This window comes from Dactylosporangium darangshiense (assembly GCF_039537565.1).
Classification (GTDB): Bacteria; Actinomycetota; Actinomycetes; order Mycobacteriales; family Micromonosporaceae; genus Dactylosporangium; species Dactylosporangium darangshiense.
This window is the reverse complement of the sequence record NZ_BAABAT010000009.1, coordinates 63,407-80,989: the sequence shown is the minus strand read 5'-3', so window position 1 is coordinate 80,989 and position 17,583 is coordinate 63,407. Positions and strand designations below refer to the sequence as shown.

Genomic DNA, 17,583 nt, shown 5'->3' with positions numbered 1-17,583 from the left:
CAGAGCGTGCCACCGCCCGGTGAACGCCGCCGGAACTGCGGCTATCCCTTGAGCGCCGTCATCACCTCCGTGGCCACGGTGCGTAGCTGCTCGCGCACGTCGGCCGGGCGCGGCCCGGGGTTGCAGACGAGCTGGATGCTCAGGTACAGGTTGCCGTCCAGGACCGCGAGCAGGTACACGAGCTGGTCGTCGGTGAGCGTGTACGCCACGAAGGCCCGGTCGCCCAGGTCGTCCATGTTCTGCACCTTGGACCCGTCGTTGCCCGCGCCGTCGTGCACGACGTTGTAGTGCGCCTTGACGTCCTTATCGGTGTAGGACGTGTCGACGGCCACGGTGACCGTCCGCCCCGTGGCGAGCGTGAGCACGCACGTCTGGTACGGATGGGTGCTGAACTTGAGCGGCTCGGGCCGCCGCCGGCTCACCTCGCCGAGCTGCCCGATGGAGGCGACCTCGACGGCGGCGCAGACGTCCTTCGGGTCGGAGTAGTGCGAGTCGGTGGCGCTGAACGGCGTGAGGTGCGGGCCGAAGACGTTGGCCAGGCAGAGCACTATGATGCCGCCGAGAATCCCGGCGATGATCAGCAATGGTTGTTTCACCCGCCCCATGCTCACCGAGGGCGACGGCCCGGTTCAGTCGCGAAGCTGTCACGGTCGTGAATGCGCTCCTCGTTGCGCCGCACTCAAAGCAGGTCAAGCCCGGTCGCGGCGGCGCCTCCGACGCGGCGCTGGTGCGCCACCGCGCCGACGCCGCAGGTACCCACCGCTGCATCAAAGCGGAAGCTCACCCGCACCACCTGAGCTTTTAACCCGGTCAGGACCGGGAAGAGAGCCAACCACGGTGTCGAAGGGAGGCGGCAATGGCCAAGCGACGCAGACTTGTCAACACATCTCCCGATCGCGTGTTCGCGGTGCTGGCCGACGGCTGGAGCTACGCCAGCTGGGTGGTTGGCGCCTCGCACATCCGTGATGTCGACGATGGCTGGCCGGCTGTCGGCACCCGGCTTCATCACCAGGTCGGGCCGTGGCCGCTGCACATCAACGATGTCACTTCGGTACAGGCCGTGGATCCCGGACGGATGCTCGAGCTCCACGCCCGAGCGTGGCCACTCGGCGAGGCGACGGTCCGGCTGGACCTCGAACCGGTCGACGCGCGCACCCGAGTGACACTGTCATACGAGCTGACTGCGGGCATCGGCCGGTTTGTGCCCCGCCGGATCCAGTCGGCCTTGCTGGGGCCGCGCAGCGCCGAGATGCTTTCGCGATTGGCCGACATCGCGGTGCGGCGACGCGTGCCCACTCTCCGGTGAAATGAGCATCACCGCTGGTGCCACCTCGCTAAAGCTCATCAACCGGATGACGACGGCCTATCCCGACCGGGGCGGGTAGCCTCGGCTCGTGCGCACCGTGGACTATCACACCGGCGGGGAGCCGTTCCGGATCGTGCCGGAGCCGCCCGTGGACATCCGCGGCGCGACCGTGGCCGAGCGGCGGGTGTTCGCGATCGGTGACCCGGCCGTCGACGGGCTGCGGCGGCTGCTGTGCTTCGAGCCGCGGGGCCACGCCGACATGTACGGCGGGTTCCTCGTCCCGCCCGACGACGCCGGCGCGCATCTCGGTGTGCTGTTCTGGCACAAGGACGGCTTCTCGACGGCCTGCGGCCACGGCACCATCGCGCTCGGCGCCTGGGCGGTGCGCTCCGGCCGGGTCCCCGCTCCCGCCGGCGGCACCACCGACGTCGTCATCGACGTGCCGTCGGGCCGGGTCACCGCGCGGGTGCACACGGCCGGCGGCAGGGTGCGCTCGGTCGACTTCGTGAGTGTCCCGTCGTACCTCATCGCCGCCGCCGTCGAGGTGCCGACCAGCCGCGGCGTGGTCGAGGCGGCCGTGTCCTACGGCGGCGCCATCTACGCCCAGGTCGACGCCGCCTCGGTCGGCCTTGCCGTGACCCCGGAGCATCACCAGGAGCTCATCGCGCTCGGCCGCGAGGTGAAGTGGGCGCTCAACGACCACCCGGTGGCCCGCCACCCGGCCGACGACCGGCTGAGCGGCATCTACGGCACGATCCTCTACGAACGGCTCGGCCCGCTGCACCAGCGCAACGTCACCATTTTCGCCGACGGCGAGCTGGACCGCTCCCCCTGCGGCTCCGGCACCGCCGCCCGCGTCGCCACCCTGATGGCCTCCGGCGAGCTGCCGCCCGGCGGCACCCTGATCCACGACTCGATCGTCGGCTCGCGGTTCACCGCGCTGGCGCAGCCCTCCCCCGTCATCACCGGGATGGCGTACCCGACCGGCGAGCACGACTTCGTCGTCGACCCCGACGACCCCCTCGTCCCCGGGTTCGTGCTGCGATGATCCCCTACTTCGACGCCGCCGGGATCGCCCGCCGGGTGTCCCCCGCCGCCGCGGTGGCCGCGATCGAGTCGGCGCTGCGCGGCGACGTCGACCCCGCCGCCGGCGTGCCCCGCACGTCGGTGCGGCTGCCCGCGGGCGAGCTGCTGCTCATGCCGGCCTCCTCCGCCGCGCACGCCGGCGTGAAGCTCGCCACGGTCGCGCCCGCCAACCCGGACCGCGGCCTGCCGCGCATCAATGCGGTGTACGTGCTGTTCGACGGCCCGACCCTGCGCCCGGTCGCGCTGCTGGACGGCGCCGCCCTGACCGCGCTGCGCACGCCCGCCGTGTCGGTCGCCGCGGTCCGCCCGTCGCTGCCCCCGGGCCCGCTGCGGGCCGTGGTCTTCGGCGCCGGCCCGCAGGGCGCCGGCCACGTCGCGGCCCTCGCCGCGGTCGCGTCACTGTCCACGGTGGACGTCGTCGTGCGCAACCCCCGGGCCGGATCCCAGGACCTGCGGGCCGGCACGCCCGAGGTGGCGGCCGCCCTCGCGGCGGCCGACGTGGTGGTGTGCGCGACGACGGCCCGCACCCCGCTGTTCGACTCGGCGCTGCTGCGCGACACCGCCGTGGTCATCGCGGTGGGTTCGCACGAGCCGGACGCCCGCGAGGTCGACGCGGCCCTGTGTGCCCGCGCCACCGTTGTCGTCGAGGACGTCGCCACCGCCTTGCGCGAATGCGGTGACGTCGTCCTCGCGATCGCCGAGGGCGCCCTGTCGCCGGACCGGCTCACCCCGATGCGCGCGGCGGTCCGCGCCGCCGAACGGCCCGGCGGCGGCGTCGTGCTCTTCAAGGGGTCCGGCATGGCATGGCAGGACCTCGTCGTCGCCGAGGCCGTCGCCGCCGCTGGTTAGACCGCGGCCGTCACGGCGGTGACGAGGTCGCGGTCCTCGGCGAGGGCCGGGTCCAGGCGGGCGAGGACCGCGCGGGCCGAGGACGCGCCGCCGCGCAGGTGGCGGACCCAGGCGGCGAGGGCGTGCACGGCGCCGGGCGGCAGGCGGCCCGCCCCGCGCTCCAGGCGCAGTACCGGCAGGATGCGGACCGGGATCTTCTGCCAGCCGTCCATGGCGATCTGCTCGAGGCGGTGCCGGATGCGCCGGTTCGACCAGCGCTCCAGCAGCGCCGCCCGGTACTCGGCCACCTCGGCCGCCGGCAGCGGCAGGTGCCGGGCGGCCTCGTCCCACCAGCGTTCCAGCTCCGCCCGGCACGCCGGGTCGGACACGGCGTCGGCGACGGTCTCGTGGCCGCGGGCGCCGCCGGCGTAGGCGAGCAGGGAGTGGCCGCCGTTGAGCAGCCACAGCTTGCGCTGCTCGTGCGGGCGGACATCGGCGACGAACCGGGCTCCCGCCGCCTGCCACGCCGGGCGGCCGGCCGGGAAGTCGCCGGCCAGGACCCACTCGTGGAACGGCTCGGTGACGACCGGCTCGCCGGGCGCGGAGGCCGGGGTGATGCGGTCGACCATCGTCGAGACGAACGAGACATGGCCCGCGATCCAGCGGTCCAGGCCCGGATCCTCGGCCGTCTGCGCCTGGATGGCGCGGCGCACGACGTCGCCGTTGTCGGGCAGGTTGTCGCACGGGACGATCGCGAGGGGGCCGGCGCCGGCGGCGCGGCGGGCGGCGAGGCCGTCGACGAGGCGGGCGATCACGGCCGGGTCGGCGTATGCGGCCTCGGTGACGGTCATGGTGGCGATCGCGGTGTCCGGGTCCGCCCAGACGCGGCGCCAGGACTCGGCGTCGGTGCCCGCGTACGCCTCGCTGATCGACGTCACCTCGACGGTCTCGTCGGTCTCGGGGCCGCGGATCACCAGCGTGTACCGGCATCCCTGTGCGCGCAGCGCGTCGGCGAGGGCGGCGGAGCGGCCGGTGAACGCGGCGATGCCCCAGTCGGCGGCGTCCGGGGCGGCATGGGTGTACCACGCCTGATGGGCCCGGAAGAAGGCGCCGAGCCCGAGGTGCACGATGCGGCTCACAGCTTGAACACGCTCGCCGGCTGGGTGGTCACGAGCGCGGTCAGCGTGTCCAGGGCCTCGTCCTCGTCGAGGCGGTGCTCGGCGACGAGACCGGCGAGGAACCCGGCGTCGAGGCGGCGGGACATGTCGTGGCGGGCCGGGATGGAGCAGAACGCCCGGGTGTCGTCGATGAAGCCGGACAGGCGGGCGAAGCCGGCGATCTCGGTGACCGCCTCCTGGAAGCCGCGGATGGCGGCCGGGTTGTCCAGGAACCACCACGGGGCGCCCGCGTACACGGCCGGGTAGAAGCCGGCGAGCGGGGCGATCTCGCGGGCGTACACCGACGGGTCGACGGTGAACAGGACCAGGTGCAGGTTCGGGTGCGTGCCGTAGCGGGCCAGCAGCGGCTGCAAGGCCCGGGTGAACTCCGCGGCGACGGGGATGTCGTGGCCGGTGTCCGGGCCGAAGGCGGCCAGCGACGCCGGGTGGTGGTTGCGGTACACGCCGGGATGCAGGGTCATGACGAGCCCGTCGTCGCACGACATGCGCGCCATCTCGAGGATCATGTGCCGGCGGAACGCGGTCGCCTCGGCCGGCGTGGCCTCGCCGGCCAGCGCGCGGGCGTAGATCCGTCCGGCGTCGGCGCGTTCCAGGGGCGCGGCGACCGCGTCGACGTGGCCGTGGTCGGTGGAGACGGCGCCGTGCTCGATGAAGTACCGCCGCCGGGCCTCCAGCGCCGCCACGAACCCGTCGTAGTGGCCGGTGTCGGCGTCGGCGACGGCGCCGAGGCGCTTCACGGCGTCGGCCCAGCCGGTGCCGGCCGGCTCCAGGTAGCGGTCCGGGCGGAACGTGGGCACGATCCGGGTGCTCACGTCCGGGTCGGCGGCCAGGGCGGCGTGCGCCTCGAGGCCGTCGGCGGGGTCGTCGGTGGTGGCCAGGAACCGGATGCCGAAGCGGCGCAGCAGCGCCCGCGGCCGGTAGGCGTCCTCGCGCAGCCGCTGCGCCACCTGGTCGTAGAGGGCGTCGGGGTCCGCGGTGTCGGGGCGCTCGGCGACGCCGAAGATGTCGTGCAGTTCCGTGGCGAGCCAATATTGCACGGGGGTACCGCGGAAGGCCGCCCAGTTGGTGCACAGCAGCCGCCACACCTCCCGCGCGCGCTGCTCGGGCAGCGGTCCTTCGCCGACACCGAGGCGATCCAGCGGTACGCCATGAGCGTGCAGGATCCGCGTCACGTAATGGTCGGGCTGGACGAGCAGCGCGGCCGGGTCGGCGAACGGCTCGTCGTCGCGAAGCATCCGCGGGTCCACGTGCCCGTGCGGCGAGATGATCGGCAGGTCGCGCACCGCCTCGTACAGGCGGCGGGCCACCGGCCGGACCGCCTCGGCGGCCGGCAGCAGCCGGTCGGGGTCGAGCCGCAGGGGTGCGGGGATCTTCGCCATGCCCCGACCCTGCGCCCCCAGCGGCCCGCGCGCCAAACGGTTGCCATGTGTTGCCAGGACTTGCCGCCGCCGCGGCCGGGGCTGGTATCGTCTGGCAACCGGTTGCCGAGTTGCCAGGTGGGAGGGACCGTGGCCGAGGACGGGCCCGGCCGGCGCTCGCCGACCACCATCTACGACATCGCGCGGGCGCTCGGGGTGAGCCCGTCGACGGTGTCGCGCGCGCTGCACAAGCCCGGGCGCACCAACGCCAAGACCGAGCAGCGCATCCGGGCGGCGGCCGACGCGCTCGGGTACCGGATCAATCCCCTGGCGCGGGCCCTGCCGACCGGGCGGACCGGGACCCTCGGCCTGATCCTCTCCGACATCACCAACCCGGTCTGGTTCGACCTCATCCGCGGCGCCGAGCGGGTCACCGCCGAGCAGGGCTGCACCCTCGTGCTCGCCGAGTCGCAGGAGTCGCCGGAGCTCGAGCGGCACACCGCCGACCGGCTCGTGCCGTCGGTCGACGGGTTCGTCCTGGTCGCCTCCCGCCTCCCCGACGCCGAGATCCGCGGCCTGGCCGGGCGCAAGCCTGTCGTCGCGGTCAACCGGGCCGTCGACGGCGTCGAGTGCCTCGTGCCCGACGTGGCGCCCGGCATCCGCGCGGCCCTGGCCCACCTCGCCGCGGCCGGGCACCGCTCGGCGGCGTTCCTGTCCGGCCCGGCGACGTCGTGGATGAGCCACGCCCGCTGGGACATCGTCTTCGACGAGGCGCCGCGGCGCGGGCTGTCGATCGTGGAGATCGGGCCGGGCGCGCCGACGATGGACGGCGGCGCGGCGGCGTTGCGCCGGGTCCTCGCCAGCGGCGCGAGCGCGGTGCTGGCCTACAACGACCTGATGGCGATCGGGCTGCTGCGCGCCTGCCGCGACGCCGGCGTGGCGGTGCCCGGCCGGCTGAGCATCGTGGGCTTCGACGACATCTTCGGATCCGACTTCACCTCGCCGCCGATCACCACCATCCGCACCCCGCTCGGCGCCCTCGGCGGCGACGCGGTGCGCCGGCTCGTCGCCTTGAGCCGCGGCGAGGAGCCACCGGTGCCGGCCCCGCTCGCCACCGAGTTCGTGCACCGCGGCTCAACCGCTCCCCCGTCCGGTGGACGCCCGCACGACGAGCCTTGAGGGCAGGCGCACCGGCTCGTTCGACCCGGTGCGGGCACCGCGGGTGTGTGCGAGCAGGTTGCGTACCGCCGCGAAACCCATGGCATGCAGGGGCGCCGCGACGGTGGTGAGCGCCGGCGTGACCAGCTCGGCGGCGAAGATGTTGTCGAAGCCGACGACGCTGGTGTCCTCCGGCACCCGCACCCCGGCCGCGCTCAGCGCCCGGATGACCCCGATGGCCATGAGGTCGTTGTAGGCGACCACGGCGGTGACCGGCCCGCGGCACAGCTCGGCCGCGGCCCGGGCGCCGCCGGCGACGACCGGCGCGAACGGCCCGATCCGCCGCGCCTGCAGGCCCAGCTCCGCCGCGGCCTCCCGCAGCGCCCACCAGCGCATCGCGTCGGCCCACGACGCCTGCGGCCCGGCCGCGTAGGTGACCCGCCGGTGCCCCAGCTCCGCGAGGTGCTCCACGGCCCGGCGCATCCCGCCGCGGTTGTCGGTCACCACGCACGGCAGGTCGGTCAGCACCCGGTTGAGCACGATCACGGGCCGCTGCCGGGCCACGGCGCGGATCGCCGGGTCGGCCATCCGCGACGTGGCCAGCACGATGCCCTCCACCGTCGACATCGTGCGCTGCAGCGCCTCGCGCTCCCGCTCGCCGGACTCCTGGGCGTCGGTGAGCAGCACCGTGTACCCCGCCTCGGCCGCCGCCGCCTGCGCGCCCCGGATGATCTCGTTGTAGAACGGGTTCGTCACGTCGGAGAGCACCAGCGCGATCATCGAGGTCCGCCCGGCGTCGTGCGCACGGGCGAGCGGCCCGGTGCGGTAGCCGAGCTCGGCGGCGGCCCGCCGGATGCGCTCGGCGGTCGCCGCGTTGACCCGCCCGGGCCGGGCGAACGCCCGCGACACCGTCGAGGCCGCCACGCCGGCCGCCCGGGCCACGTCGTAGATGGTCGGCGCCTTCACCGGCCCCTGCACGGCTGGCTCCGCGCTCACCAGTCGTGCACGGTGCCGTCGGCGAGCCGGTTGAAGGGCAGGTAGGCCTGCTCGTACGGGTACTTGCCGGCCTCGTCGGTGTCGAGCTCGACGCCGAGCCCCGGCTGCTCGCCCGGGTGCAGCAGCCCGCCGGACCACGTGAACGACTGCTGGAACACCTGGTCGGTGCGCGCCCCGTGCTGCATGTACTCCTGGATGCCGAAGTTGTGGATCGCCAGCCCGAGGTGCAGCGCCGCGGCCATGCCCACCGGCGAGATGTCGGTCGGCCCGTGCATGCCGGACTTGATCTGGTACTGCGCCGCGAAGTCGAGAATCTTGCGCAGGTGCGTGATCCCGCCGGTGTGCGTGACCGCGGAGCGCACGTAGTCGATGAGCTGCTCGCGGATGATCTGCTGGTAGTCCCAGACGGTGTTGAACACCTCACCGATCGCCAGGGGCGTCACGGTGTGCCGGCGCACCAGCCGCAGCGCCTCCTGGTTCTCCGCGGGCGTGCAGTCCTCGAGCCAGAACAGGTCGTACGGCTCCAGCGACCTGCCGAGCTTCGCCGCCTGGATCGGGGTGAGCCGGTGGTGCGCGTCGTGCAGCAGCGGCAGTTCGGGCCCGAACTCACTCCGCACCGCCTCGAACACGGTCGGCAAATGCCGCAGGTAGGCGCGGGTGTCCCAGTCCTCCTCGGCCGGCCGCGCACCACGCTGGGCGGGCTCGTGGTCGTAGCGCACTCCCGCCATGGTCTCGACGGTGGCGTTGGAGGCGATGCCGTAGATGGACTTGAGCCCCGGCACTCCCGACTGGATACGGATCGCGCGGAAGCCCAGCTCGAGGTGCTTGCGGACGCTGTCGAACAGCTCGGGAAGGTCCTGGCCGGAGGCGTGGCCGTAGGCGAGCAGCCCGGTGCGGGAGGCCCCGCCGAGCAGCTGGTACAGCGGCATCCCCGCGGCCTTGGCCTTGATGTCCCACAGGGCCACGTCGACCGCCGCGATCGCCGCCATCGTCACCGGCCCGCGGCGCCAGTAGGCGCTGCGGTACAGGAACTGCCAGGTGTCCTCGATGCGCCCGGCGTCGCGCCCGATGAGCAGCGGCACCACGTGATCGCGCAGGTAGCTGACCACGGACAGCTCGCGCCCGTTGAGCGTGGCGTCGCCGAGTCCGGTGAGCCCGTCGTCGGTGGTGAGCCGCAACGTCACGAAGTTACGGTCCGGGCTGGTCACGATGACTTCGGCCCTGTCGATGATCATGCACGTTCCCCTGCGGTCGGCGGGCGGGTGCGTACCATCCGACCGCCCCGCCCCGCCTTTGTCAACCGGTTGCCATCTGCTCGCTCCGCTCTAGGCCTGCTAGCTCGCTGCGTTGGTCGCGGTGATCAGTACGGTGTGCTTGCGGATGCGGAAGGCGCCGGCGGTGTCGATCCGGGTTTGGATGTGTTCGCGTGCTGCCGCTCGCTGGTCCGATGTGAGCGGTTCGTCGACGACGCTGGCGAGGTAGGCGAGCAGCGGTTCGGCGGCGGGAACGGCGAGGTCGCACGGGTAGGGTTCCACGGTGACGTCCGTGAAATGCCGCCCCACGCGTTCGGGTCCGGTTTCGGCGGTGAAGTCGTTGTTGTAGGCGCCCACGGTGGCGTCGGGCCTGCCGATGGCGGGCCCGATCGCGTTGAGTTCGCTGAGGTGGTCGTGGCCGTTGACAGCGACGGCGAGCCGGCCGCCGGGGCGAAGCACCCGTGCGAACTCGCGCAGCGCGGTGTCCGGGTTGTCCAGGTGGTAGAGCATGTGGTTGGCGATCACGGTGTCGAAGCCGGCGTCGCGAAACGGCAGTGCGGCGGCGTCGCACCGCTGAACTTCGGCATTTGGGACGAGGCGAAGCTGCTCACACATCGCCGGCGAGAAGTCGGTGAGGGTCAGGCGTAGTCCCCGCGCGAGGTGGTCGACATGGCGCCAAAGCTTGCCGGTGCCGGCGCCGACTTCGAGGACTCGGCCCGCAAGTGGCAGCCGTTCAGCCAGCCAGGAGTACCAGTCCTGGGAGTTGGTGCCGAATGCGTGCAGCGCGATCCGGGCAGTGAGGTTGTCACTGGTGGTCGAGTACTGCCGGACGGCGCGTGAGGACGGCGACACAGTCACCGCCTAACCGTAACGAGGGCGCTTGGCCGCGGTGGTAGGGACAGCCTGCCGCGCCGGTGAGGCTGTCCCTACCACGAACCAGCGGGTGCACGGGATCGAACCGGGGCCGCCGCGTCCATAGCGTCAGGATCATGGAAACCAGGGAGCATGTCAGTGGTATCGCGGCCCGTGCCGCGATCTGGAGCGCCCGGCACCGGTGGCTGGCCATTCTCGGCTGGTTGGCCTTCGTCGTCCTCGTGACCGTCCTGAGTGGACACTTCGGTACGACCGTGGCGAAGGACGGCGACTTCGGCAACGGTGACTCGGGGCGCGCCGACCGGATCGTCGAGCAGGCCGGCTTTCCGCCCCGGCAGGCCGGCGAGATGGTCATCGTCCAGTCGAAGACCTCCACGATCGACAGTCCGGACGTCCGCGCCGCGATCGCCGACGTCACCGCCGCCGTGCAGGGCACCGGCGTCACCGGTCAGGTCGGGGAGCCGCTGCGCTCCGCCGACGGCCACTCGGCCCTGCTCACCTTCACCGTGCAGGGCGACGCCGAGACGGCCAAGGACCGGGTCGGGCCGGTCCTCGACGCGGTCGCCGGCGTGCAGGGCAGGCATCCGCAGCTGTACATCGCCGAGGGCGGCGACGCCAGCAGCGACAAGCTGATCGGCGACGACCTCGACGCCGGCCTGAACCGGCTCTCGATGCTGTCGATCCCGGTGACGCTGGGCATCCTGCTCATCGCGTTCGGTGCGGTCGTGGCGGCGCTGCTGCCGGTCGCGCTCGCGGTCACCGCCGTCGTCGCGGCGATCGGCCTGCTCGCCTTCGCCAGCCGGCTCGCACCGGCCGTCGACACCACCATGCACGTCATGCTGCTCGTGGGCCTCGCCGTGGGCGTCGACTACTGCTTGTTCTACATCCGCCGGGAGCGCGACGAGCGGCACAACGGCGCCGACCCGCGCCGTGCGCTCGCCATCGCCGCTCAGACCTCCGGCCGCTCCGTGTGGATCTCCGGGCTCACCGTCATCGTCGCGATGGCCGGCATGTTCCTCACCCGCGACACGACGTTCGTCAGCTTCGCCATCGGTACCATCCTCGTCGTGGCGACCGCGGTCCTCGGCTCGCTCACCGTGCTGCCGGCCCTGTTGTCCGCGCTCGGCGACCGGGTCAACCTCGGCAAGATCCCCGGCCTGTACCGCACCCGCGCCGAGAGCCGCGCCTGGAGCGCCTTCCTGCGGCTGGTGCTGCGCCGTCCGCTCATCTCCGCGCTCGTCGCGGTCGCCGCACTTGGCGTGATCGCCTCGCCCGCACTGCACCTGCGCACGAAGGCGGAAGGCATCGAGGACCTGTCCCCGAGCGCGCCGATCACGAAGGCGTTCCTCGCCATCCAGCGGGCCTTTCCCGGCGGTGCCGACCCGGCGCGGGTCGTGGTCCGAGCGCCGCACGTCACCGGCGCCGACTGGGATGCCGCGCTCGTCACGTTCAAGCGGGATGCCCTGGCCACCGGCCAGCTGCACGAACCCATCACCGTCGAGGTCAACCCGGCCGGCACGGTCGCCGTCATCAGCGTCGGGCTGTCCGGCACCGGCGGCGACCAGGCCTCCGAGCGGGCACTCGCCACGCTGCGCGGCACCGTCCTGCCGGCCACGCTCGAGCGGCTGCCCGGGGCGCAGGTCGGGGTGACCGGCAGTACCGCCGGCTCGAAAGACTTCAACGACAAGCTCGCCCGGAGCATGCCACTGGTCTTCTCCTTCGTACTCGGCCTGGCGTTCCTGCTGCTGTTGGTGTCGTTCCGCTCGATCGTGGTCGCCATCACCGGCGTGGTGCTCAACCTGCTGTCCGTCGCCGCGGCGTACGGCATGCTGGTCTTCGTCTTCCAGGACGGCCATTTCGAGAAGGCGCTGGACTTCCGCGCCGCCGACGGCATCACCAACTGGATGCCGCTGTTCCTCTTCGTGATCCTGTTCGGGCTGTCGATGGACTACCACGTCTTCGTGGTCAGCCGCATCCGCGAGGGCCACGACCGCGGGTTGCCCACCCGACGGGCCGTGACCGAAGGCATCACCCGTACCGCCGGCGTCATCACCAGCGCCGCCGCGGTCATGGTCGCCGTGTTCGCGCTGTTCGCCACGCTGCCATTGGCATCCACGAAGCAGCTCGGCGTCGGGCTCGCCGCGGCGGTCCTGCTCGACGCCACCATCGTCCGGGCGGTGCTGCTACCCGCCGTGATGGCGCTGCTCGGCGAGCGCAACTGGTGGCTGCCACGCTGGCTGGGCTGGCTGCCGCGGGTCTCGCACGACCTCCCGGCCACGACGGGGGCGCAACGCCCGCTGGTCACCGCCGGCCACTGACGGTCCGGTGCCGCAGACGGCCTCAGCCGCCTGCGGCACCGGAGGCCGGTCGCAATGTCAGCCGCAGGATTCGGTCATCCTCGAGCGACGGCCCCCGATCGTTGCGTCCGTCGCGGTTCGACGTGGTCAGCCAGATGCTGCCGTCCGGGGCGGTGATCGCGGTCCGGAGCCGGCCGTACTCGGCCGTCAGGGCTTCCGTGGGGCGCCCCGCCACTCCGGCCCCCGGACGCCACCGCATGCCGGCCACGTCGTTCCCGCCACCTTCGACCGCCCGGCTGCCGGCGCCTCTCGCCACCCCTCCGTCGAGGAGGACGAGGTATATGCGCTGCCCTCGCAGACACGTGACGACGGCGATCCGGCCGCTGATTGCCACGTCGGCGCTGACGCCGACCTCGGGGTGCCAGGTCACCACCGGGTCCACGTACTTCGGGTTGCCGCCGATGCCCTCGACCATCGGCCAGCCGTAGTCGCGGCCCGGCTGGACCACGTTCAGCTCATCCCACACCGCCTCGCCGATCTCGGCGACGTACATGTTGCCGCGGCCGTCCCAGGCCATGCCCTCCGGGTTGCGATGCCCGTAGGACCAGACCAGCGAGCCAGGGAACGGGTTTCCCGGAGCGGGCTTGCCGTCGGCCGTCATGCGGAGGATCTTCCCGCCGAGGTTGCCCAGGTTCTGCGCATCCTCCGTGTGCGACGCGTCGCCGGTACCGGCATACAGGTACCCGTCCGGGCCGAAGGCCAGCCGGCCACCATTGTGGACGCCACCGCTCGGTATGCCCGTGACGATCGGTTGGGGACGCCCGCCCAATCGCAGCTTCGCGATGCGGTTGTCCGTCTTCGTGGAGTAGTAGACGAACACCGTCCGGTCCCTGGTGAAGGCCGGCGAGGCCGCGATGCCCAGCAGGCCGCCTTCGGTGTCCGAGTTCGCTTCGGTGATCGTGGCCACCACCGCCACCGTCAGCTCGCCGTCGTGCTGTCGACCCGGTCCGACCTTGAGGATGCGTGCCGTGCGCCGCTCGGTCACCAGCGCGCCGCCGTCCGCCAGGAACGTCACGCCCCAAGGAATGTCGAGGTGCCGCACCTGTGTGGTGACCGATACCAGCGCATCACCGCGCGCGGACGGATCAGCCGGTCCGTCGCGGAAGTCCGTGGGATCCGGCTCGGCCGGCGAATCTCGCACGCCACCTGCGAATGGCCGCAGTCCCCGTTGCGCATCGGCATTCGCCGCCCGGTCGAACGTGCACCCGGCGACCAGCGCCGAAGCCAGCACCACGGCGAGCGCTCCACCACCGCATCTACGCAGTGCCGGCGCTTTCATTCGCCGGGTCGTGCGACCGGGTGTTGACTTTTCCACCGCCATCGTCTTCCCCCGTGACGGCAGATGTCACCCCCGCCGTCACGCGGGATCCAGGTCAGGCCACTGAGGCGGAGGCGAGCAGGGCGGCGGTGGGAAGCGCAAGCCTGCCGTCGGGGTCGCGGTAGGCGGTGCTGTGCTGCTCGTACTGGTGCCGGATGCGCTCCATCGTGCCCGGATCCTGACGTCGCATGAGCGCTCCCGTTGCGCCGATGCCGTTGACCGGTCCGTTCCACCACGCCTCGGGGTCGGTCCGGTGGATCCAGGTGATCGTGTCGCAGCGCACGTCGTCGAGGCCGGCGCGATGCAGCAGCTCGGACAGTCCGTCGCGGGTTCTGGAGAAGTCCTTGTCGGGTGCGAGCCTGGGCAGGTCGAGCGGGCGCTCGACGCCGGCGGCGTCGAAGATCTGGCCCCAGAGCCGCTGGGCCGGAGGTGGCGGGTACGGCCAGATCGTCACGGCGATACGGCCGCCGGGGCGCACGACGCGCTGCAGTTCGACGAGGGTGGCTGCGGGATCGCCGACGTGGTTGATGACGAAGTTGGCCACGGCCGCATCGAAGGAGTCTTCGGTGAAGGGCAGATCGGGCAGGGTCGCGTGGCGGACGTCGGCGTCAGGAGCGTGCCGGCGTGCCAGCGTGAGCATGCTGGGCTCGGCGTCGATGGCCGTGACGTGTGCGGCGCGCGAGCATGCCAGGGCGGCGACGGTGCCGGTGCCGGTGCCGACGTCGAGCAGCCGGGTGCCGGCCATGACGCCGGCGGCGTCCAGCAGGGCCGCGGCGGGTTGGGCGCACAAGGAAGCCAGGCTGTCCTGGTATGCCGCCGCCCGATCCGCCCACTGCAACCGCTCATGATCGTCGAACGCTGTTGTCGTCACCTGACCGGGCTCCTTCACAGGGTGGCGCCCCGCAGGGCGGCGAGGGCCTGCAGGGTGGCGAAGCCGCGCCACTCCACGGCGGCGGCCGCGGAGTTGGTGGGGAAGCCGACCTGCCAGCCGCCGTCGGGCTGCTGCTCGGCCGCGACCCGCGAAAGCTCCGCGGCGATGGCGGCCGGGTCGAACAGGGCGCGCACGGGCCCGTCGGCGTGCGGGGTGAAGCTCAGCGGCCGCAGCACCTCGCCCTCGTCGCCGCCGGCCACGGGCGTCGGCCCGTCGTGGACGACGAACTGCCCGAGGTGCTCGATCAGCCGCTCGGCCCGCGGCTCGCGGCCGGCGGCGGCGTCGAGGAAGTGCATCGCGAACATCAGCACGTAGGCGTGCGGTGCCTCGTCGAGCCCCTCGATCTCGCGCAGGCAGTAGTCCGTGGCCGCGGCCAGCCACGGGTGCTCGGCGACGTCGGCGCGGTGCCGGGCGATGCGGTGGGCCTGCGCGGCCAGTTGCGCCGTCATCTGCAGCGTGGAGACGTCGGGGTCGGCGCCGACCCAGTGCGGCGAGCTGCCCTCGGTGTCGGTGAACGGCAGGGCGAAGGGCATGCCGCCGTCGGCGCGGGTCTGGCGCGCGAGCCAGTCGCACAGCTCGACCGGGCGGCGGCTCTTGGTGTCGCGCACGTCGGCGAGGACCTCGAGGGCGCACATGGCGGCGACCGGCTGGCTGGTCGCAGAGCGCAGGTCGGGCTCCAGGGCCCAGCCGTAGCCGCCGTCGGCGTTGCGGTAGGGATCGAGGGCGGCGAGCACGTCGTCGGGGTCGCCGGCGCCGAGGGCGAACTGCAGGCGGCGGCGGTCGAGGAGGCGGGCATGGGTCGTCATGAAGCGCACGGCGGCGTCAAGATCGAAGTCCATACCCGGCATTCTTCCAGCACGGGCCGCCGGGCGCTGACCCTCGCGGCGGTGCGGGCTCAGTCCTCGGCGGCGTCGGGGGCGACGTCGTTGCCGGCGACGTCGGCGAGCAGGTCGCCGCAGTCGAAGTCCTCGGCGCCCTCGTAGGGGTCGAAGGTGTCGGTGTCGTCCATGCCGCGACGGTACCGCCGGATTGATCTTCGCGGCTCCCGGTTTCGTGCCACGGCCGTTGCGGGCCCGTCACGGCTGCGCTATGTTAGCGCTCACATTGCGCGCGGTCGATGGGCATCGTCGAGAGGAGGCGCGCCGCGCGCTACCCGGCACCGCCATGCTGACGAACCGCCCTCTCCCCGCGCGCCGCGCCCCGGCGCGCCGATGCACCGTGCCCGGGCGCGGTCGCCAGCCCGCCAACATGGAAGAGGTCGACACCAATGCCACCACGGCTGACCGGCCGGCGCCTGCGGGCCGCCGCCATGGCCCTCACCGCCGCGAGCGCGGTCATCGTCGGCGTCCTCATGGGCTCCGGCACCGCACAGGCGGCCACGTCGCAGCCATGCGACATCTACGCCGCCGGCGGCACGCCCTGCGTCGCCGCGCACAGCACCACCCGGGCGCTCTATGGAACGTACAACGGCGCGCTCTACCAGGTCCGCCGCGCCTCCGACAACACCACCCGCGACATCGGCCTGCTCAGCGCCGGCGGCTACGTCAACGCCGCCACCCAGGACTCCTTCTGCGCCGGCACCAGCTGCGTCATCACGATCATCTACGACCAGACCGGCCGCAACAACCGACTGACCCAGGCGCCCCCCGGCGGCTTCAACGGCCCCGCTGCCGGCGGCTACGACGACCTCGCCGACGCCACCGCCGCCCCGATCACCGTCGCCGGCCACAAGGCCTACGGCGTCTTCGTCGCACCCGGCACCGGCTACCGCAACAACAGCACCAACGGCATCGCCACCGGCGACCAGCCCGAGGGCATGTACGTCATCTTCGACGGCACCCACTACAACGGCGGCTGCTGCTTCGACTACGGCAACGCCGAACGCAACAGCCGCGACAACGGCAACGGCACCATGGAGGCCATCTACTTCGGCAACATCAAGGCCTGGGGCTACGGCACCGGCAACGGCCCCTGGGTCATGGCCGACCTCGAGAACGGCCTCTTCTCCGGCGTCAACGCCGGCTACAACGCCAATGACCCGACGGTCACCCACCGCTTCCTGACCGCCATCGTCAAGGGCGAGCCCAACCACTGGTCGATCCGGGCCGGCAACGCGCAGACCGGCTCCCTGTCCACCTACTACAACGGCGCCCGCCCGAACGTCGCCGGCTACAACCCGATGAAGAAGGAGGGCGCCATCATCCTCGGCATCGGCGGCGACAACAGCAACGGCTCCGCCGGCACCTTCTACGAGGGCGTCATGACGTCGGGCTACCCGTCCGAGGCCACCGAGAACTCCGTGCAGGCCAACATCGTCGCCGCCGGCTACGCCCCGGGCGGCTCCGGCAACAACCTGCTCACGCCGGGCTCCAGCATCTCGTTGCGCGCCACCACCGCCTGTTGCACCACGCGGTACATCAACCACTCCGGCGCCAGCGTCAACACCGCCGTCGTCGACTCGGGAAGCTCCGCCACCGCCAAGGCCAACGCCTCCTGGATCGTGCGCGCCGGCCTGGCCAACAGCTCCTGCGTCTCCTTCGAGTCGAAGAACACCGCCGGCAGCTACCTGCGCCACCAGAACTACCAGCTGTACGTCCACGCCAACGACGGCAGCGCCCTGTTCGCCTCCGACGCCACGTTCTGCCCGCAGGCCGGCAAGAACGGCCAGGGCAACTCGTTCGCCTCGTCGAACTACTCGACCCGCTACATACGCCACTACAACAACCTTGTCTACATCGCCAGCAACGGCGGCTCGAACGCCTTCGACGCCACCGGCCTCTGGGCCGACGACGTGAGCTGGGTCGTCACCGGCTCCTGGGCGTAACACCCCGCCGCACCACAACGGCCGTCCCGCGGGCGCGGGGCGGCCGTTGCCGGGCCTTCTCCCCCGTCGTCGTCGGTGTGAGCGTCGTCGGCCGCGTCACGGGGTGTACCGCATCCT

Annotated in this window: 15 protein-coding genes; 6 read left to right on the top strand and 9 right to left on the bottom strand. The window is 72.5% G+C overall.

Going from position 1 to position 17,583, the window contains the following annotated elements; translation table 11 throughout:
- Positions 1-41: 41 nt before the first annotated feature.
- Positions 42-596: a hypothetical protein gene (locus ABD901_RS18825; RefSeq protein ID WP_345128306.1), complete on the bottom strand. Its 555-nt coding sequence runs from the start codon at positions 594-596 to the stop codon at positions 42-44.
- 260 nt (positions 597-856) lie between these two features.
- Here ABD901_RS18825 and ABD901_RS18820 point away from each other — a divergent pair, with 260 nt between their 5' ends.
- From ABD901_RS18820 to ABD901_RS18810, 3 genes are all read left to right on the top strand, one after another.
- Positions 857-1,306 carry an SRPBCC family protein gene (locus ABD901_RS18820; RefSeq protein WP_345128305.1) on the top strand — a complete coding sequence of 150 codons (450 nt, stop codon included), beginning with the start codon at positions 857-859 and terminating at the stop codon, positions 1,304-1,306.
- Between the two features lie 88 nt (positions 1,307-1,394).
- Positions 1,395-2,354, top strand: coding sequence for a proline racemase family protein (locus tag ABD901_RS18815; protein ID WP_345128304.1), 960 nt, complete (start codon positions 1,395-1,397; stop codon positions 2,352-2,354).
- The gene (locus ABD901_RS18810) at positions 2,351-3,241 is read left to right on the top strand and encodes an ornithine cyclodeaminase family protein (RefSeq protein WP_345128303.1); all 891 of its coding nucleotides are present in this window, start codon (positions 2,351-2,353) and stop codon (positions 3,239-3,241) included. The genes ABD901_RS18815 and ABD901_RS18810 overlap by 4 nt, the downstream gene beginning before the upstream one ends.
- Here ABD901_RS18810 and ABD901_RS18805 read toward each other — a convergent pair.
- Positions 3,238-4,359, bottom strand: coding sequence for a mannitol dehydrogenase family protein (locus ABD901_RS18805; protein WP_345128302.1), 1,122 nt, complete (start codon positions 4,357-4,359; stop codon positions 3,238-3,240). The genes ABD901_RS18810 and ABD901_RS18805 overlap by 4 nt on opposite strands.
- Complete coding sequence (gene uxaC, locus ABD901_RS18800; RefSeq protein WP_345128301.1) at positions 4,356-5,777, bottom strand: glucuronate isomerase; 1,422 nt, start codon at positions 5,775-5,777, stop codon at positions 4,356-4,358. The genes ABD901_RS18805 and uxaC overlap by 4 nt, the downstream gene beginning before the upstream one ends.
- Before the next feature lie 129 nt (positions 5,778-5,906).
- On the opposite strand from uxaC, the gene ABD901_RS18795 reads away from it, so the two are divergent.
- Positions 5,907-6,935: a LacI family DNA-binding transcriptional regulator gene (locus tag ABD901_RS18795; RefSeq protein WP_345128300.1), complete on the top strand. Its 1,029-nt coding sequence runs from the start codon at positions 5,907-5,909 to the stop codon at positions 6,933-6,935.
- On the opposite strand, the gene ABD901_RS18790 is transcribed toward ABD901_RS18795, so the two are convergent.
- The 3 genes from ABD901_RS18790 to ABD901_RS18780 form a co-directional block, all read right to left on the bottom strand.
- Positions 6,891-7,910 carry a LacI family DNA-binding transcriptional regulator gene (locus ABD901_RS18790; protein WP_345128299.1) on the bottom strand — a complete coding sequence of 340 codons (1,020 nt, stop codon included), beginning with the start codon at positions 7,908-7,910 and terminating at the stop codon, positions 6,891-6,893. The two genes, ABD901_RS18795 and ABD901_RS18790, sit on opposite strands and share 45 nt — an antisense overlap.
- On the bottom strand, positions 7,907-9,145 hold the full coding sequence (manD, locus tag ABD901_RS18785; RefSeq protein ID WP_345128298.1) for a D-mannonate dehydratase ManD: 1,239 nt from the start codon (positions 9,143-9,145) through the stop codon (positions 7,907-7,909). Before manD ends, ABD901_RS18790 begins: the two co-directional genes overlap by 4 nt.
- 99 nt (positions 9,146-9,244) lie before the next feature.
- Entirely contained in the window at positions 9,245-10,021 is a 777-nt protein-coding gene (locus ABD901_RS18780) for a class I SAM-dependent methyltransferase (RefSeq protein ID WP_345128297.1), read from the bottom strand.
- Positions 10,022-10,152: 131 nt separating this feature from the next.
- On the opposite strand from ABD901_RS18780, the gene ABD901_RS18775 reads away from it, so the two are divergent.
- Positions 10,153-12,354: an MMPL family transporter gene (locus ABD901_RS18775; protein WP_345128295.1), complete on the top strand. Its 2,202-nt coding sequence runs from the start codon at positions 10,153-10,155 to the stop codon at positions 12,352-12,354.
- 22 nt (positions 12,355-12,376) lie between these two features.
- On the opposite strand, the gene ABD901_RS18770 is transcribed toward ABD901_RS18775, so the two are convergent.
- The 3 genes from ABD901_RS18770 to ABD901_RS18760 form a co-directional block, all read right to left on the bottom strand.
- Complete coding sequence (locus tag ABD901_RS18770) at positions 12,377-13,534, bottom strand: PQQ-dependent sugar dehydrogenase (RefSeq protein WP_345128293.1); 1,158 nt, start codon at positions 13,532-13,534, stop codon at positions 12,377-12,379.
- A 232-nt stretch (positions 13,535-13,766) separates the two neighbouring features.
- Positions 13,767-14,582, bottom strand: coding sequence for a class I SAM-dependent methyltransferase (locus ABD901_RS18765; RefSeq protein WP_345128292.1), 816 nt, complete (start codon positions 14,580-14,582; stop codon positions 13,767-13,769).
- Between the two features lie 14 nt (positions 14,583-14,596).
- The gene (locus ABD901_RS18760; protein WP_345128291.1) at positions 14,597-15,481 is read right to left on the bottom strand and encodes a prenyltransferase/squalene oxidase repeat-containing protein; all 885 of its coding nucleotides are present in this window, start codon (positions 15,479-15,481) and stop codon (positions 14,597-14,599) included.
- 428 nt (positions 15,482-15,909) lie between these two features.
- Between ABD901_RS18760 and ABD901_RS18755 the strand changes: the two genes are divergently transcribed.
- Positions 15,910-17,466, top strand: coding sequence for an alpha-L-arabinofuranosidase B (locus ABD901_RS18755; RefSeq protein WP_345128290.1), 1,557 nt, complete (start codon positions 15,910-15,912; stop codon positions 17,464-17,466).
- Positions 17,467-17,583 lie beyond the last annotated feature (117 nt).

Excerpts from the sequence above, each read along its gene's own strand:
- ABD901_RS18820 (WP_345128305.1), top strand. The coding sequence starts at position 857 with ATGGCCAAGCGACGCAGACTTGTCAACACATCTCCCGATCGCGTGTTC.
- ABD901_RS18810 (WP_345128303.1), top strand. The coding sequence starts at position 2,351 with ATGATCCCCTACTTCGACGCCGCCGGGATCGCCCGCCGGGTGTCCCCC.
- uxaC (WP_345128301.1), bottom strand. The coding sequence starts at position 5,777 with ATGGCGAAGATCCCCGCACCCCTGCGGCTCGACCCCGACCGGCTGCTG.
- manD (WP_345128298.1), bottom strand. The coding sequence starts at position 9,145 with ATGATCATCGACAGGGCCGAAGTCATCGTGACCAGCCCGGACCGTAAC.
- ABD901_RS18775 (WP_345128295.1), top strand. The coding sequence starts at position 10,153 with ATGGAAACCAGGGAGCATGTCAGTGGTATCGCGGCCCGTGCCGCGATC.
- ABD901_RS18760 (WP_345128291.1), bottom strand. The coding sequence starts at position 15,481 with ATGGACTTCGATCTTGACGCCGCCGTGCGCTTCATGACGACCCATGCC.
- ABD901_RS18755 (WP_345128290.1), top strand. The coding sequence starts at position 15,910 with ATGCCACCACGGCTGACCGGCCGGCGCCTGCGGGCCGCCGCCATGGCC.